Raw genomic sequence first — 15,225 nt, 5'->3', positions numbered from 1 at the left:
ATAGCGTAACTTTAACGCCAGGCAATGAAATCAACCTGAAAATACCAAAATGGTGAAACACATTTTGACCCTGCTGAAACGATGTAGTATTTCTATGGTAATAAGTTGTGTGATAGTGGAAAACGATGCCAAACAGTAATGCGAGTGTTCTTTTGGATGAGCTGCCTGCTATTGAGCAAGGGTGTGTTATTCAGGTAAGCGATACCGTTAGTGGCATTAAGTATATCTCCCGCTTTTTTGGCATAGAGGGCAGGGTTGTGGTGACTCGCTTACCGGCGGTTTCACAACTGAAAAAAAGTGGCATGGGTACTGATGAGCTGACCTACAGAGACACCTTTACCAAAAAGCGTAAACTGGTGATGCGGATGATATCTCATGGCCGGGTGTATGCGTTTGAAACAGAGGTTGTTGATCTGTTTCTGCTGGGCGGGCGGCTGTTAATGACAACCTATCCCAACACGATTCAGTCACGTTTACTTCGCAAAGAACCCCGTTACCCCTGTGCGATTCCTTCGGAGTTGGTGATTGGGGAGGATGCTGTCAATGGCGTCATGATTAACTTCAGTACCGGCGGCGGTCTGCTGAAGCTGACTGAGGGCGTGAACGCAGAGCTACTGCAAAAAGCTCGTAGCGAACAGCAGGAGTGCACTCTTAAACTGCAGCTGCCATTTGATGAAGAACCCTCTCAAGTACATTGCCGGGTGATGTCTCTATCGGTTCCTGATCTGCAGGTTGGTCTGGCGTTTACCGCTGACCGGGATGTGATTCTGCGTTATATCACCGCGCTTAAGCTGGAATCGATCAGCGATCACTTTTGATGCAGCCGATGGTTCAGAATGCCACTAAAACTTATCCTCATAGCTATCTGTAAGCGTGCCTCTCTACATTAGCGTGACGGAATCGTTGCCCTCTTGCCGGACACTACCAATGGCACAGGCTTCGGTATAACCCGTTGCCTGCAGTTCGGCAACCACGTCGTCTGCCTGATCAGAGCTGACAGCCGCCAGCAGGCCGCCAGCGGTTTGCGGATCGAATAGCAGCTCGATCGCCGTGTCGGTATTAAACTCATCAAGATTTATCAACGAGTGTTCAAATTTTCGGTTCTGCGGATGCAGTGAGCTGAATAAGCCTGCCCGCAGGCAGGCGAGTGCTCCATCCATCACGGGCAGTTTTTCCAGCCACAGACGTGCGCCCAGACCGGTACCGTCAAGCATCTCATGCAGGTGTCCTAACAGACCAAAGCCGGTGATGTCGGTGCAGGCGTGCGCCCCTGCTGCGGTAAATATTTTGCTGGCCTGATAGTTAGATTGCAGCATATGTTGCAGCGCCAGGCTGATCCAGCGCCCCTGGGCCTGACTGCGCATATCACTGGCAAACAGGGTGCCGGTGCCTAGAGGTTTGGTGATAATTAACCGGTCCCCGGGTTGCAGCCCCTGTTTAGTGAGCAGCTGCTGACGCTCGGCCAGGCCATTGATAGTGAAGCCCAGTGTCAGTTCTGTGCCTTCCGAGGTGTGACCGCCGATCAGTCCAATACCACAGTTGCTAAAAACTTTACTCGCTCCGAGTAACAGGTGGCGCAGTCGCTGTTCAATAATCTCATCACTGGCATGGGGCAGACTAACAATCGCCTGGGCACTATGAGGCTCGGCGCCCATGGCGAAGATATCTCCCAGCGCGTGGTTTGCTGCGATCTGACCAAAGAGAAAGTCATCGTTCACCAGTTGACGAAAACTATCAACCGATTGCACCAGCAACTTGTCTGCAGGCACATCAATGACGGCGGCATCATCGGGGCGGTTAAGGCCAATTTCAATTTCGTTTGGTGGCGCGGGTAACTGTTTTAATACCCGGTTAAGAATACTATGTCCGACCTTCGCACCACAGCCGCCACAGCGCATATCCGGGTTTTCAATTTTCAGCTCGTTACCGGGAACCTGTCCCGGGAGTTGGGTGAGATCGCTGAAGCGTTGCATAAATTTCTGATCAATACGGTCTTTCCAGCGCCACACCCAGGCACCAGCGAAGCTGAATGGACCGCGGGAGGCGACCGCATAGCGATCTCCTGTGCTGATCAGGCTGAGAAACTGGCTCTGCGGTTTGAAGCGGGTTAGTGGGGCTCCGGCAAGCGCTGCCTGCAGATTGTGTAACAGGGGTGCGCCCTGACGTACGGCAAATACACCGGCTTTCGGGCGCGGATAGTTGACCATCTCGGCGATATCACCGGCGGCAAATATCTCCGGGTGAGACAGCGATTGCAGATAGTCATTGACGCGGATACAGCCGTTATCTGAGCATTCAAGGCCCGCCCTGGATGGCCATTCAGCACCGGTGGCGGAGGTGGCCCAGATGATTTCGTCCAGCTCGATGGTCTCGCCTGAGTCATTGATCACCCGCCCCTGTTTCACCTGATCAACATGGAAGTTGGTGTGCAGCTCAATGTTGCGCTCCTTGAGCACCTTCAGATAGCGATTTTTAACCCGGTTATTATGCCCTGTGAGAATCTGTTGCGGACCGCAGATAATATGAAAGTGCAGGTGGCTGGTACGGCGCTGCTCTTTGCTGAGCATCTTGTGCAGTTTATATTGCATCGCCAGCAGGACTTCGACGGCGCTGGCGCCTCCGCCGACGGTGCCAATATGGAAGTCCACACGGTCATCCCCCTGCATTACCCGGTTTTGCAAGCCTTCCCAGTAATCCAGCAGCTGTTTTACCGGCTTAACCCCGATGGTGAACTCTGCGGCACCGGGAATGCTGTTCAGGTCGGGTGTCGAGCCAGTGTCGATACTGAGCAGATCGTAACGGAATGGCGGATGATTGAGGCATTGCACCGTTCGTCCTGCAGGGTCGATGCCGGTCACCGTGTCCTCGATAAAGTCGATTCCCGCATAACGACAGAAACGCCCCAGGTCGATATGCACCTGATCAAAGCTGTAATGTCCGGCAATCAGCCCGGGCAACATACCTGAGTAGGGGGTCTGAATCAGATTAGAGATCAGCGTAATACGCACACCAGCCGGCTTATTCATCGCCATCATCAGCAGCGCGAGCGCGTGAGCGTGACCGCCTCCGATAAAGATAAGGTGTTTGTTAGCCGGGGTCAGATCCTGTTGCATTACGGGTGAGCCTGTTAAGAAAGTTCGCTATATATTAGCGAATAATGATCTTTAAATAAGAAAAATCTTATCTGTCATTGCAGCGGGTCAATTTTGCCCGTTATCGGCTTCATAGCAAAGGTGCGAAGTCCACCGTTATGGGTTTTATTTTTCGTTATTCAACCTCTGTTTCAGAGCGTTATATCTGTGTTGTTCAGAAACTGAACCGCTTTTTCAGGACAGCGTCAGGTCTGCTTTGAGCTGGGTTATAACGCGCTATACAACGGTTTTCCCAGAGGATATCCACAGAATCAGGGGATAAAAACCCGCCCTCAGCGGGTATTAACATTGAAGAATGATTAGCCTGCGTCTTAACTGAGTGTAACGGTGTTACCCGGAATGGAGCAGACCATGGGACTTGAGATTAAAAAATCTGACTTTACCCAGCAGGATTATGAGCGCTTCACCCGTAAGCTGTTTGCTAATCTGGATGAACTGGCTCAGTTGCTGCAAAAGCCCGGTTTTGGTGTCGGTGCGGCAACGCTTGGCGCTGAGCTGGAACTCTATATTGTTGATAAGTCGGGTTGTCCTCTGCCGGTGAACCGTGAAATACAGCAGCAGTTGGGTGACCCGCAGCTAACGCTGGAGCTGAACCGTTACAATCTTGAGTACAATCTGACTCCTGTGGCAATGGCGGGCCATCCTTTTTCAAGTATCGAGTCTGAGATTCTGGGCATATTGAGGCGGCTTAACAGGCTGGCTGAACTCCATGACGGACGGGTGTTGCCGATCGGTATTCTGCCGACACTGCAGCGCAAAGATTTTGGCTTGCACGCGATGACCGATCTGTCCCGTTATCACGCACTCACTCAGGCATTGGCGAAGATGCGTGGCGAGACGGTAGCGATTAAGATCGATGGCGATGACCCGATCTCCCTGCGGGCTTCTGATGTCACTCTGGAGGGGGCAAATACCTCTTTGCAGATGCACTATCGGGTAACACCACAGCAGTTTGCCGCCAGTTTTAATGCGATCCAATTGGTGACACCGTTAGTATTAGCGATCTCGGCAAACTCACCGTTCCTGCTGGGCAAGCGGCTTTGGCATGAAACCCGGGTGCCGCTGTTTCAACATGCGATTGATGGCAGTAGTAACCGTTCGGTGAAAACCGGCGAGGCTGACCGGGTGAGCTTTGGCCATGGCTGGGTGCGTCATGGTGTGCATGAGCTGTTTGCTGAAGCCGTCTATCTGCATAAGCCTATTCTGCCTGTGTGTGAAAAAGTTCGTCGGCATGCTGGCAAGGTGACTAGCGAGGGGGACAATCCATCCCTGTTTGAACTGACGTTGCATCAGGGCACGGTATGGCCCTGGAATCGTCCGGTGTATGACCCGGCTGATGGCGGTCATCTGCGTATTGAGATCCGCTCATTACCGGCGGGACCCAGTCCCTGCGATATGATGGCAAATGCGGCGCTGATTATTGGTCTGGCTGAGGGGCTGCGCGCGCGTATCGAAGAGATTATCCCGGCGCTGCCTTTCAAAACTCTGGAGTATAACTTTTATCAGGCGGCCCGGTTTGGGATGAAGGCACAGCTGATGTGGCCAAATGGCCCCCGGGAGCAATTAACCCGGCTTCCGGTTGCGGATATCGTTGCCAGCCTGCTACCGACAGCCCGTAAAGGGTTACTGAGTGCGGGAATTGATAAAGCAGAGGTAGATCACTATCTGGGGATTATTCACCATCGCCTGCGGGGGAAAACCAATGGCGCCTGCTGGCAGCTACGCCAGTTTGAACGGCTTTCAGCATCACGGGCCAGGCGACGGGCGTTGCGTTGTATGCTGGAACACTACATTACGCACTGTGACAACAATCGTCCGGTAGCTGAATGGGAAGATATCTGATGCCACGACAGTCACACCCGATACAGTTTATGCATAATCCTGAACCCGGTTCGCTGCCTCAAGAGGTGGGTGAGTTTCTCCGGCGTCTTGGTGGCCCGACTCTGATCGTTGTCGATGGCCGGGATAACCGTCGTTGCCGGGCGGTTGCTACGCTGTTACACGGCAATGAACCCTCCGGTGTTAAAGCTCTGCTTAAATGGCTGCGCAGCGGTGAGCGCCCTGCGGTTAAACTGATCTGCCTGATCGCATCGGTGCAGACGGCGTTGTATGAAACGCTGTTTTTGCACCGGCAGATTCCGGGCCAGCGGGATATGAACCGCTGCTTTGCCCCGCCTTTTGATGACCATCAGGGGCATATCGCCCGGCACTTTATAGAACTGCTGCAGCAGTATCGGCCAGAAGCGCTGCTGGATATTCATAACACCTCCGGCATGAGTCCGGGGTTTGGTGTGGCGACCAGTGAAAGCCCGGCGCATGAAGCCCTGGTGTCACTGTTCACCCGGCGCATGATTGTCACAGAGCTGCGTTTAGGGGCGCTGATGGAACTCAGTAATGAATCCCTGCCGGTGGTAACGATTGAGTGTGGCGGGGCACAGCAAGCGCAAGCAGATCAGCTGGCAGAGGAGGGGTTGCAGCGCTATCTGTTTAATGAACAGGTATTGCGGCCAGTGCCAGGACTGGTGATGGATCTCTACCGGGATGCAGTACGCTTGCAGTTATCCGCTGATTGCCACATCGCCTACGCGGACCAGCCCGTAGCAGGTGCCGATCTGACCGTAGCTCTTGATGTAGAGAAGTTTAATTTTGGTGTGATCCCGGCTCTGACCCGGCTGGGCTGGTTAGGCCCGCGGGGTATGTCAGTTTTCAGGGTGCAAAGTGCTCAGGGGGAAGCGGTTATGCCGCATTACTTCTTAAATCGGGCTGGGGGGCTTTACTCCGCCCAACAGTTGAAACTGTTTATGATCACCGCAAACCCTGCCATCGCCGTCAGTGATTGTCTGCTCTATGCCTGTGCCGATATAGAACTCAATCAGATGATTGAAGATGATAAGTGAGCGCCTGAATAGAATCTACGCAACAACCTGAAACCCTGATGAGAGTCGGCGTAGGGGGATGTATGCGGGGGTTATGCATAGTTTTCCCCAGAGGTTATGCACAGATTCTGTGGGTAACTTTGCCAGTGGTTTGTGGCTGTCTCAGGATAGCGTTTTGAGTATCGCGACACCCTGTTTATAACCCAGTCCGCCATTACCGTGAACGGCGCCGACGTGATGATCCGGACTGGCGCTGAGCTGCTGATGCATCTCGATCAGACTGTTGAGGGCAGGGTTATTCCAGGGGCCTTTCGCCAGGTTCATCCCTCCGGTGATGGTGATCAGGTGTTGTTCCAGGAAGGCGGGCACCTGCTCTAACAGGTCCACCAGTCCGCTGGTCAGCAGAAAGGCGATGGGCACCACCGGATAGCAGGTGTAAACCTCCAGCAGCGCATCACCGTTGCGAAACTGTCGGGCGAAGTCGGTATCGGCTTGTTCGCACGCTGCGCGGTAGGCGGTCTCCAGGTGAACGTAGCTCACAATATCCTCGACGTGTTGCTGACCATCCCCGGGAAGAAAGCCCAGCCCGACACCGGCAATCGCCAGGCATTCCTCGGTTGGAATGGCGAGTTGTTGAGCTACTTTCGGGTTGCTGATCAGCAAACGGCCGGAGAAGTCGATGAGTGGGTTCGCGCAGTCAACGCCTCTGAAGAGTGGCGTAATATGGTTATACCAGCGTTCATCCGGCAGTTGTTCGGCTGACAGACGGTCTGATACCACATTGCGGTAACTGCACTTATAGTTTTCGAACAGATGATGGGCCAGTTGTTGAAATAGTTCGGCATCGGCACCGTGGCGGTGGATAAACTGTTCTGCCAGTTCGTTATAGGCCGCGGTGAGTGGATAGTCGTCGCCATAGATCGCCATCAGGTCGAGCCGTTGCTGGCGCTCATAGCCGGTGCGTAACATATCTTTACCGCTGATCACCACGGCATCGGCGGCACCGCTGATAATCAGCTGTCGGGCGTCCGCCAGTGCTTCAATCGGGCCGCAACCACTGCGGTAGTGATGCTGTTCCAGTGCGCTGTGCCAGGGGGTGCTGAGAGGGTCGATGACCAGTTCGATAAAACGGACACCCTGCTGGTGCAGGGTGGCTTCCAGCGCCAGACAGTGCTTCAGTGAGCCACTGTCATCTACGGTTTTTGCGGAGGCAATGATCAGGGCCTGAGGCATAGCGAGAGTTCCTTGAGATTGTGCCAGGAGTAGGGGAACGCTATTTTATCAGGGTTTTCCTGTATTTTGTACGGGAGAGTATCATGTCCCGGCGGCTGTTTATTTTGTCAGCAGGCGGATGCCGTTCTCTTCAATGGCTAACTTGCGCTCTTTATAGAGACGACCGATAGATAACTTAAAGGCTTTCTTACTGCAGCTGAACAGACGCTTGATCTCTTCCGGAGAGGTTTTATCATTCGCTGCGATATAGCCGTCATGATCTTCCAGCAGATGCAGAATCCGTTTGCCCAGATCATCGGTCTTGCCATAGCCCAGTTGTTGCAGGCTCAGGTTGATCTTGCCATCCGGGCGCACCAGTTTGATAAAACCTTTCATGCGCTGACCATAACGCACTGGCTTAAACAGATCATCATCGTAGATTACGCCCCAGTGCTGGCCGTTGATGATCGCCTTGTAGCCGATATGGGTGTGTTCTTCGATGATCAGATCAACCTGCTGTCCCTTTTCGTAGCGATGCGGGTAGTTATCAAGAAACTTATTCAGTTTGGTGGAACCGGCAATACGGTCGGTTTCCTGATCCAGATAGAGATAGACGATCTGCTCCTGACCCTTCTCAACGGTTTTCTTTTGCTCACTGAAGGGCACCAGCAGATCTTTTGATAATCCCCAGTCGAAGAATGCACCGGTGCGGTTCAGGTCGACCACTTTGAGGCAGGCAAACTCGCCGATCTGTGCTTTTGGCGTTTCGGTGGTGGCGATCAGCAGATCATCAGAGTCGCGGTAGATAAATACCTCCAGGCGGTCACCAGGCTGAGTATTTTCAGGTACATAACGCTGGGGCAGGAGAATTTCGCCAAGCTCTTCGCCATCAAGATAAACGCCGAATTTAACTTGTTTGGTCACTTCCAGATTGTTGAACCGGCCGATCATTGCCATGGGTCTTTGCCTCTAAAAAAATAACAACGGAGCAGGCGTTGCCAGGCTCCGTTTCCGGATCAGAAATCTGCATTAAATCAGGAGTGAGATTGCAGGAATTCAGGGTCAAGTTTCAGCTCATCATTGCTGTTAACGCCGACGCCGCGCCCACGGATGTTTTCAGCAATCGCTTTCGCTTCAGCCAGGGAGTGCATGTTGTAGGTGCCGCACTGATATTCGTTCAGTTCCGGAATCTGGTTTTGCTGTTCAACCTGCAACACGTCATCCATCGATTCCAGCCAGGCGTTTGCGACCTTCTCTTCTTGCGGGGAACCGATCAGGCTCATGTAGAAACCGGTACGGCAACCCATTGGTGAGATATCGATAATCTCAACGCCGTTGCCGTTCAGGTGATCACGCATGAAACCGGCGAACAGATGTTCAAGGGTATGAATCCCTTTTTCGCTCAGTATCTCTTCATTCGGACGGCAGAAGCGCAGATCAAATACGGTAATGGTATCGCCTCCGGGGGTGGTCATTTTTTTGGCAACACGAACCGCTGGCGCATTCATGCGGGTATGATCAACAGTAAAGCTATCTAACAGAGGCATGGCTGAATCTCTCGGCAATAACAGGGAATAACACATAGTATAGGCGCAGATTATCCCAGCATTAGACTGGGAAATTAACCCTTAACCAGGATTTCTTTTTAATCTACGGCATCTCAGATCTCACGCAATCGGTTTAACAGCTTGCGGGCAGGAAAGCCTAGCTGTTTCTCTAGCTTTTTAGCGCCGTTGAGCAGCGCTCTGGGGTTGGACTCAGGCCTGCCACCTTTAAATGCAAAGGCTATCAGATTGCCGCTGTCGATCGTGCAGCAGAGCCAGTTTTCACCAAACAGATCTGATAACTGCTGGCTGGCCAGCGGGTGATAACCATGTCCCTCGTCCCAGAGATTCAACACCAGTACTCCCTGATCCGTCAGCAGGCGGAAACACTGTTGCAGATACTCTTGCTGTAACTGCAGGTGCTGCATACCACTATCGCTGAACAGGTCGGTAAAGATCAGATCGGAGGTTATTGTCTCGTCACAGAGGTAGTCCAGAGCATCGCTGATGGTGATGGTTAGTCGGCCTGAATCGGGTAACAGGAAATGTTCACAGGCGGTTGCCAGAACCTGTGGTCTCAGTTCAGCTACACGGATCTGCAGGTCTTCGGAATAACTCAGCAGTGCGTGTACCAGTGAACCACCACCCAGCCCCAGCATTAGTGCCCGTTGTGGGTTGGGCTGGTATAGCAGCCCCAGCAGCATCGCCTGCAGATATTGATAGACCGGATATTCCGGGCGACTGCGCTCAATCCGACTCTGTTCACCTCCGGAACCAAAACTCATGTAGCGATAGGGGCCGTCATCGTAAACGTAAATAGGACCGTACTCATCAAAATTACGGGCGATCTCGGTTCCCTGCATGGCGTTCAACAGCGGCTCTCCAACAATAAGTTTTTACAAAGGGTTTATGCACTAACGGTCGCTCGTTTTTGATTGGATCACAGGAAAATATGCTGCGCCGCAGTATAGGTTTTGATCTGTATCAGTGTTTTAGGGCTGAAGTGTAAACCTGCGCAACTATTATCTCATTAGTTGATGTTTTTTCATCCAGAATAACTATTTAGTAGAACGGAAAGGTAGAAATATTTAGCCTATCATTATCTTCCTGTAGTAAAGATAAAAACAAAAGAAGTGGGAGACACTCATGAAGCAAAGTCAGTTGGTGCTGGCGCATTGTATCGGTTGTGGTTGTGATGATCATCATAGCTGCGATACGGATTATGGAAAATGTACCTGGATCATTGTTGATCGGGAACTGAATGTCGGTGTCTGTAGTGGCTGTGAAGAGGCCCTGGCAGCCTGGCAGCAGGGGGCCCGAACGGCTTCCGCAGTTCAGGCGCGCGCTATGCATCGTCATGGTTAACTGTTCAGACAGAGAAATGCAAAAAAAGAAGGAGCCATAGGCTCCTTCTTTTTTACTCACAAGGGGTATCGCTTAGCGGATACCCATACGGCGGATCGCTTGCGGGGTAAAGTCACTGTGCTTAAAGCGGGCGTTAAAGTCGAAACCATCACCCTCCTCATTGGTCAGACTGCCCACCAGATAGCGCCCGGACTGCAGGTCGTAGAGTGCTTCAGCAGTTAACCAGGGCACCTGAGCATCCTGATACTGCATCTCATGTGCTTCGCCGACACGCCACAACTGACCCCGGCCATCGTAGTGATCGACAATAGCGGCCTGCCAGGTATCCTCATCGATATAGAACACCCGTTTGGCGTAGACATGCCGTGCTCCCTCTTTCAGCGTTGCTTCAACCTTCCACACCCGGTGTAGTTCATAACGGGTGACATCAGGGCTCATATGGCCCTTCTGTAGAATGTCGCTGTATTTCAGGTTACGGTCAGCCAGCTTGTAGCTGTTGTAAGGGATGTAGATCTCCTCTTTGCCTGCCAGCTTCCAGTCGTACAGATCTGGCGCGCCGTTGAACATATCCAGGTTGTCCGAAGTACGTTGACCATCGGAGGCGGTTCCCGGAGCATCGTAGGCGATCTGCGGTGCCCGGCGCACCCGCCGTTGTCCGGCATTGTAGATCCAGGCCTGGCGAGGCTTGGCGATCTGATTCTGTGCTTCATGCACCAGCAACACGTTGCCGGTGAGTCGGGCGGGTGCCTGAATCTCCTGAACGAAGTAAAACAGAATATTATCATCCTGCTCGGTGCGCCCCTCTTTCAGGTAACTGGGCCAGGACATCTTCTCGGTGATTTTAACCGGCACGAAGTTACCATTCTCATGCACCGGTACCTGAACAAACGTCCGTTCAAGGGCGCCGCCACGGTAGCGGGACATATGGTTCCAGATAACTTCCAGACCATTTTGCGGGATTGGGAAAGGGATCCCCTCAAGGGTATTGGCACTGAGTCCGTTGCCGTTATCCACCAGCTCTGATTGCACTGCATTCTGACGGGCATTGTCATACTGAGACTGGGGCAGGGAAGCGCTGCGATGGGTTGGATAGATATTCATCCGGAAAGTGTCGGGGTATTTAGCAAACAGTGCCAACTGGCCCGGTGTCAGATGTTGTTTATAGTCTGCGGCATTCTGCGCGGTAATAGTCATTAAAGGCTGCTCGCCGGCATAGGGATCTTTAAAGCGCTCTCCCCCCGCGGGCAGACCACCATCCCAAGCAGGGATGGTGCCGTTCGCGTTGCCAGCTTTTTCAGCCCCCATCGGGGTCAGGGTCTTCCCCAGCTTGGCGGCTTCGGCATCTGAAACAGCGGCCAGTGTCTGCAGGCTTAAAGTTAATCCCAGAGCTGAGCCAAGGATCAGGGCAGTCGATTTAAACGTCATAAAAAATTCTCCTGTAATCCTTAACTGTTAGAACGAGACTGAAGCGCTGAGTGACAGAAAGTCGCGGTCATCAATCGGGTTATAGTCACCACCAAAGAAGTTGGTATAGCCCAGCTGAACCTGATATTGGTTCAGGTAATCGGCGGTCAGGCTGATAGTGGCTGTTTTCTCGCCTTCGTTAAAGGCTGCGCCTGGTTGAGGACCATAACCTTCAATACCATGTTTAAAGCTGATTTCAGGTTTGAGGTTAACCCCGGCAAAGGCATTCGGGTAGGTGAGATTTGCCCGGACAACGTAACCAAAGGAGTCCTGGGTTACAAAGCCTTCTGTATCTCCCGGAGTATAACCAAAGATACCATTGCGACCGTACTTCAGAGCGGTTGCACTCTCATCAAGGTCGTGCACATGGGTCCAGCCCAGTTCACCAATCAGTGTCATCCGGCTCGCGCCCATCACCTGATCAACAAATTTTACAAAGCTGGTTTGTACCTGAGTGATATCAAAAGTACTGTAGCCATGAATATCTTCGCCGAAGCCGGTTGCAGCTACCAGTGAGTTGGCTGGATTGTTGCCGGATACTGCCGGGTTACCTAATGAAAGCATTGCGGCAACCAGCATCGGTCCATTCATTTGTAGAGGGACATCCATCTTATGGCTGACCTCTCCCGACCAGGCGACATCACCCAGGCTGGTGCTAAAGCTAAGTCCGATCAGTTTGGTATCTTCCGGGTATTCGATAAAGTACTGTGACTGGAATACGCCCAGCTGGCCCAGTGTACCTAGTGAAACAAGATCGGCCTTAATACCACTGATCAGCGGTAGCCGGCTGTGATATTGCGCCAGATACAGACCAAACTCCGTACTGTTCAGTTCTTCTGCAAAATAGCGGAAAGCAACACCAAACTGACCACTGTCATCGGCTTCTCTGATGCCATCTGCAGCTCTGTTTACCACCAGATCGGTACTAAAAGGGGGGCTGCCGTCAAAGGTGTTGAAATATACAGAGTCTGGGCTATTCGTCGCTGCCAGCGCAGGGTTATCACTGCGGATGCGGATGCCGTTACAGCCTTCAGCGGTGAAGTCATTAGTTGAGAAATATGTGCCGCAACCATCAATCGCGGTTTTTTCCCATTCAAGCTGGTAAAAACCCTCAACACTAAGATTGTCGGTCAGACCCAGTGAGGCAAACGCCATGTTAACCGGTAACAGTCCCTCTTTTACTTCAGCGCCTGCCCGACGAAATGCACTTACGTCGAATGGGTTGATAACGTTGATGCCGCCCTGTATGAAGGTGCTTTCACCCCAGTTTACGACCTGACGGCCGAGGCGGATGTCGAGAGGCTTATCACTGAGGTCAAATGAGCCAAAAACGTAAGCGTCGAGAATTTCTGCCCCGGAAAACTGAGCATAATCATTAAAGCCGTTGTCATCCAATGGGGTATTTGACACATAGCCATTTGGAATATTGCCGTGGTTCGCATTGCCTTCATTCAGGGCATAGTCGTACCAGTATTTACCACGGATAAAAACGCCGAGATTATCCTTACTCAGTTGAAGGTCATGTACGCCTTTGAGAACTGTCGAAAAGGCATCACCTCTGGAATAGTTCTGGGTACCATCATCGTATGAACCTGAGCCTGCACTGGTACCGCCGTTAGCCTTAGAGATCAGACCCTCGTTCGGGTTGCTCATCCGCCAGCTAGAGCCAATCGACAGCTGTGAATCAAAGCGGCCTTCGATCTCTCCAAGATTAAATTCTACAGCGGATGCCGGTCCGGCGATTGAGGCTGTCAGCATTGCCAGGGTTACACTTCGCGCGAGTTGATTGCGCACTGGAGTGGCACGCCAGGGGGCTGACGTCCTTATCGATCTCTTTGCCATTTAGTTCACCTTCTCGGTAACTTGTTATTTTTGTTTGTTCGGCTTCATCCGACCTGGGCCGGGCATTGCCTGCCTGTGGTTGTCTGCTGGCAGGCGTTGCTCACAGACGATAGGCTTTCGTTATTTGAAATTAAGGCAGACTAGATAATCCGTTATCTGCCGTTGTATCCACAATAACAATAGCTGTCATTTTTACTGACAAAAATTGTCGCAGCTGTTTTTTTGATTTTTAATGATATAAGTTAAGAGAATAGTTTTTTATCGATAAAGATGACAATAACACCAGCAAAGTAGAGCAATTATGATGGAAAAGACCATCACCGTGCCAACAGGATATGTAAGATACCTGTTTTCGCAGGTCGAAAAACAGGGCTATAACCTGGAAGAGCTGTTGGCAGAGGTGGGTATTGATCCGACCGAAATAGAGCAGCGGACGGAGTTTTCTGCTGTCAAATTCGGTCAGTTGTATCAGCGGATAATGTGGACAGCGCAGGATGAGTCTTTTGGCATGGTATCCGGCGGCCGGGTGCCCAACGGTACCTTCCGGATGATGTGTCATGCGATTATCCACTGCACTACTCTGGAACGGGCGATCTACCGTTGCAGCGCTTTTTACGAGATCTGCCGGGGCACAAAGGTTAAACCCTATCTTATTCGTAAAGGTCGTTATGCCAAGCTTTCGTTTGCGCCGGTGAGTTCGGTACCTGCTGAGGAGGTGCGGGAGATGCTTGAGCATGAAGCCCCCGGGGTTGTGCGTACCGGTCTGTCGATGTGGCACCACTTTATCAGTTGGCTGATCGGCTCCCGGCTGGATTTGAAAGCGGCCTACTTCACTTTTCCCCGGCAGGAGGACAGTTACCACTACGAGACCCTGTTTCAGTCAGAGATTAAGTTTGATCAGCATGATAACGCGATTGTTTTCCCTGCCCGTTATCTGGATTATCCGATCATTCAGAATGATGAGAGTTTGCGGGGCTTTCTGCAAACCGCACCCTATCAGCTGATTGTGATGGTGGATAACGATCAGAGTCTGCGCTCTCAGGTCAAAGCGATGCTGGGGAAAGATTTCAGTCGGGAGTTGCCGGGCGCGGAAGAGGTCGCCTTTAAACTGAATATGTCGGTTTCGACTCTGCGCCGCCGCCTGGCAGAAGAGAATAGCTCTTATCAGAAAATAAAAGATGATTGTCGTAAGAAAGCGGCGATTAACTACATGGATTCGCCGCAGCTATCAATCAATGACGTCGCGGCCCTGATGGGCTTTGATGAACCTTCGGCATTCTTTCGTTCTTTCAAGAAATGGACTGGCATGACGCCGGGCGAGTATCGTCGCAGTGAAACCTATGGAGAGAAGTACAGCCTGGGAATAAGCTGAGCGGTATGGATATTGATCGGATTACTGAGACAAAAAAATCTGCAAAAAATTAATTTTTTCCCTTCTAAAGTATTGACACAAACGCGGAATCCTTTAATATACGCGACCTCACTGGAGGGGTGGCTGAGTGGTCGAAAGCACTAGATTGCTAATCTAGCGTACAATTATTTGTACCCAGGGTTCGAATCCCTGCCCCTCCGCCATATTTTAAAAAGCCCTTGTCATGCAGGGGTTTTTTTTTTGAGTATAAATAACGACAGGCAGATAAAATGCCGGCAAGAAAAAAGAGGTTTGAACAATGGATAGACCACATGTAGAACGCGGAGACTGGATCAAACTGAAGGCGAGTGAAGAGCAAGAAAGTGTGGAAGCCCGTGTATACAATGTCCATGATGACG

General features: G+C 51.8%; 12 protein-coding genes and 1 tRNA gene. 6 read left to right on the top strand and 7 right to left on the bottom strand.

The window, feature by feature from the left end:
- Positions 1 to 125 precede the first annotated feature (125 nt).
- Positions 126 to 818, top strand: coding sequence for a PilZ domain-containing protein (locus ACQY8X_RS13285; protein WP_428035618.1), 693 nt, complete (start codon positions 126 to 128; stop codon positions 816 to 818).
- A gap of 63 nt (positions 819 to 881) precedes the next feature.
- Here ACQY8X_RS13285 and selD read toward each other — a convergent pair whose 3' ends face one another.
- A complete protein-coding gene (selD, locus tag ACQY8X_RS13280) occupies positions 882 to 3,113 on the bottom strand; it encodes a selenide, water dikinase SelD (RefSeq protein WP_428035617.1) in 2,232 nt (743 codons plus the stop codon).
- A 390-nt stretch (positions 3,114 to 3,503) separates the two neighbouring features.
- On the opposite strand from selD, the gene ACQY8X_RS13275 reads away from it, so the two are divergent.
- A complete protein-coding gene (locus ACQY8X_RS13275; protein WP_428035616.1) occupies positions 3,504 to 4,994 on the top strand; it encodes a glutamate--cysteine ligase in 1,491 nt (496 codons plus the stop codon).
- Entirely contained in the window at positions 4,979 to 6,049 is a 1,071-nt protein-coding gene (locus ACQY8X_RS13270; RefSeq protein WP_428035615.1) for a hypothetical protein, read from the top strand. The genes ACQY8X_RS13275 and ACQY8X_RS13270 overlap by 16 nt, the downstream gene beginning before the upstream one ends.
- A gap of 141 nt (positions 6,050 to 6,190) precedes the next feature.
- On the opposite strand, the gene ACQY8X_RS13265 is transcribed toward ACQY8X_RS13270, so the two are convergent.
- The 4 genes from ACQY8X_RS13265 to ACQY8X_RS13250 all read right to left on the bottom strand — a co-directional run bounded on the left by ACQY8X_RS13265 (position 6,191) and on the right by ACQY8X_RS13250 (position 9,647).
- Entirely contained in the window at positions 6,191 to 7,261 is a 1,071-nt protein-coding gene (locus ACQY8X_RS13265; RefSeq protein WP_428035614.1) for a hypothetical protein, read from the bottom strand.
- A 99-nt stretch (positions 7,262 to 7,360) separates the two neighbouring features.
- Positions 7,361 to 8,197, bottom strand: coding sequence for a CvfB family protein (locus tag ACQY8X_RS13260; protein WP_428035613.1), 837 nt, complete (start codon positions 8,195 to 8,197; stop codon positions 7,361 to 7,363).
- A 77-nt stretch (positions 8,198 to 8,274) separates the two neighbouring features.
- Positions 8,275 to 8,787: an S-ribosylhomocysteine lyase gene (gene luxS, locus ACQY8X_RS13255; RefSeq protein WP_428035612.1), complete on the bottom strand. Its 513-nt coding sequence runs from the start codon at positions 8,785 to 8,787 to the stop codon at positions 8,275 to 8,277.
- 113 nt (positions 8,788 to 8,900) lie between these two features.
- Positions 8,901 to 9,647, bottom strand: coding sequence for a fused MFS/spermidine synthase (locus ACQY8X_RS13250; protein ID WP_428035635.1), 747 nt, complete (start codon positions 9,645 to 9,647; stop codon positions 8,901 to 8,903).
- Positions 9,648 to 9,930: 283 nt separating this feature from the next.
- Here ACQY8X_RS13250 and ACQY8X_RS13245 point away from each other — a divergent pair, with 283 nt between their 5' ends.
- Positions 9,931 to 10,149, top strand: coding sequence for a hypothetical protein (locus ACQY8X_RS13245; protein WP_428035611.1), 219 nt, complete (start codon positions 9,931 to 9,933; stop codon positions 10,147 to 10,149).
- Positions 10,150 to 10,221: 72 nt separating this feature from the next.
- Here the strand turns inward: ACQY8X_RS13245 and ACQY8X_RS13240 are convergent, their stop codons facing one another.
- A complete protein-coding gene (locus tag ACQY8X_RS13240; RefSeq protein ID WP_428035610.1) occupies positions 10,222 to 11,574 on the bottom strand; it encodes a DUF1329 domain-containing protein in 1,353 nt (450 codons plus the stop codon).
- Between the two features lie 27 nt (positions 11,575 to 11,601).
- Complete coding sequence (locus tag ACQY8X_RS13235) at positions 11,602 to 13,455, bottom strand: DUF1302 domain-containing protein (RefSeq protein WP_428035609.1); 1,854 nt, start codon at positions 13,453 to 13,455, stop codon at positions 11,602 to 11,604.
- A 304-nt stretch (positions 13,456 to 13,759) separates the two neighbouring features.
- Between ACQY8X_RS13235 and ACQY8X_RS13230 the strand changes: the two genes are divergently transcribed.
- Together ACQY8X_RS13230 and ACQY8X_RS13225 are read left to right on the top strand one after the other, a co-directional pair.
- Complete coding sequence (locus ACQY8X_RS13230; protein ID WP_428035634.1) at positions 13,760 to 14,827, top strand: AraC family transcriptional regulator; 1,068 nt, start codon at positions 13,760 to 13,762, stop codon at positions 14,825 to 14,827.
- A gap of 113 nt (positions 14,828 to 14,940) precedes the next feature.
- Positions 14,941 to 15,030, top strand: a tRNA-Ser gene (locus ACQY8X_RS13225).
- Positions 15,031 to 15,225 lie beyond the last annotated feature (195 nt).

Source organism: Amphritea sp. (genome assembly GCF_050300915.1).
Taxonomy (GTDB): Bacteria; Pseudomonadota; Gammaproteobacteria; order Pseudomonadales; family Balneatricaceae; genus Amphritea.
This window is presented reverse-complemented; position numbering and strand designations above follow the sequence as displayed.

Bases quoted from the DNA above. Each gene is read 5' to 3' on its own strand.
- ACQY8X_RS13285 (WP_428035618.1), top strand. From the start codon at position 126: ATGCCAAACAGTAATGCGAGTGTTCTTTTGGATGAGCTGCCTGCTATT.
- selD (WP_428035617.1), bottom strand. From the start codon at position 3,113: ATGCAACAGGATCTGACCCCGGCTAACAAACACCTTATCTTTATCGGA.
- ACQY8X_RS13275 (WP_428035616.1), top strand. From the start codon at position 3,504: ATGGGACTTGAGATTAAAAAATCTGACTTTACCCAGCAGGATTATGAG.
- ACQY8X_RS13270 (WP_428035615.1), top strand. From the start codon at position 4,979: ATGGGAAGATATCTGATGCCACGACAGTCACACCCGATACAGTTTATG.
- ACQY8X_RS13265 (WP_428035614.1), bottom strand. From the start codon at position 7,261: ATGCCTCAGGCCCTGATCATTGCCTCCGCAAAAACCGTAGATGACAGT.
- ACQY8X_RS13260 (WP_428035613.1), bottom strand. From the start codon at position 8,197: ATGGCAATGATCGGCCGGTTCAACAATCTGGAAGTGACCAAACAAGTT.
- luxS (WP_428035612.1), bottom strand. From the start codon at position 8,787: ATGCCTCTGTTAGATAGCTTTACTGTTGATCATACCCGCATGAATGCG.
- ACQY8X_RS13250 (WP_428035635.1), bottom strand. From the start codon at position 9,647: ATGCAGGGAACCGAGATCGCCCGTAATTTTGATGAGTACGGTCCTATT.
- ACQY8X_RS13245 (WP_428035611.1), top strand. From the start codon at position 9,931: ATGAAGCAAAGTCAGTTGGTGCTGGCGCATTGTATCGGTTGTGGTTGT.
- ACQY8X_RS13240 (WP_428035610.1), bottom strand. From the start codon at position 11,574: ATGACGTTTAAATCGACTGCCCTGATCCTTGGCTCAGCTCTGGGATTA.
- ACQY8X_RS13235 (WP_428035609.1), bottom strand. From the start codon at position 13,455: ATGGCAAAGAGATCGATAAGGACGTCAGCCCCCTGGCGTGCCACTCCA.
- ACQY8X_RS13230 (WP_428035634.1), top strand. From the start codon at position 13,760: ATGGAAAAGACCATCACCGTGCCAACAGGATATGTAAGATACCTGTTT.